This is a genomic window from Oleiphilus sp. HI0067 (genome assembly GCF_001635735.1).
Window position 1 is genome coordinate 1 of the sequence record NZ_LWFI01001649.1, and the last position, 1,218, is coordinate 1,218.

1 protein-coding gene is annotated in these 1,218 nt (G+C 45.9%); it reads right to left on the reverse strand.

The annotated features are described in order from the left end of the window. Positions 1 to 1,073: glycerophosphodiester phosphodiesterase family protein (locus tag A3739_RS26605; protein WP_156502877.1), on the reverse strand; the 1,073-nt coding region annotated here is incomplete at its 3' end. Positions 1,074 to 1,218: the final 145 nt, after the last annotated feature.

Genomic DNA, 1,218 nt, shown 5'->3' on the forward strand with positions numbered 1-1,218 from the left:
GTTGCTGGCCAGTCTGAAAAAATACCGATGATGCCAACGTCTTTCGCTAGCACATCGAGCACTTCATACATGTCTCCATCAGTATCAATGACGTCAGGATTACCAGTGCTGCCGTTCGTTGTTTGGTAGTACCAACCACCATTGTTTTTCAGCAGTCCAGATCGCTCAATCGTCCAAGTGATAAGGTCTAATCCTGCTTGTTTGGCATTCATTGCATAGTCAGACGGGATAATTTCGCCATGCGCGTTAACCTCGAGCAACATCCACATCGGAGGGGCGAGTACATTGACGCCATCAGCTACCCAAGACTCCATTTCAGCAAGGCTGACGTTCATGTCATATCGTCCATCAAGATAGACCGCTTGTTTGCCAAAGTGAGGGTGTTGCTGTATCCAGTATGTCACGTCATCATAATTAAATGATTGAGGCCATACTCGTCGCGGTGAGATGCCTGCAGCTTGATATTCTTCAATCAACTGTGACGCATAGTCTTGCTGTGTGTAATCGCCTTCGAATGGCATCTCCACTTGAGGAGATTTTAGTTCTGGCGTGAAATCGACGCCTAGTTCTTTAAAGAGTTGAATACTTTCGGCATGTGTCAGCAATGTACCGCGACCGCTGTATCCGTCTGTTCGCCAACTAGCTGTGGCATCCATATATTCATCAATACTTGTTGCTGCTAGGTTGGCCGCGTCCATTTTGCCTTCAAGTGATTTGAACTCGGCAACAGTGATGTCACTAGCACAGCATCTAATGTCTGATGCATTAATAAGTTCACCTTCTGAATTGAATTCCGGCGCAACAGAGCACTTCTGGGCGAGTGGCGTTGCAAGAATGTTTGTTGTTGTGTGGAGATCACATTGCGCATGACGACACACTAGCGCGCGATCTTTTGTAAAGGTGACATCACATTCCATGATACCAGCGCCCATTTTAGCCGCTGCGATATAAGACTCTTTAGTATGTTCGGGAAATTGCATGGGGGCGCCGCGATGTCCGATCGAGAAGTTGCTTGGCGCAAATGGGCCCGACTTACAACTTTGAAGCTTTCGTTTTAATTTGCTGTCAGTCATATCTTCAACCAGAAAGAACGGCCGAGGTCCAAGCTGAACTTTTGTTAGTCTTTTAGCGATGCGCGATTCTTTTTGATGAAGTTTTCGTTCTGTTTTATGAAGTTTGTGTTCTAGTTTTTTTATCGTTTTTGATTCAGCGTGATGG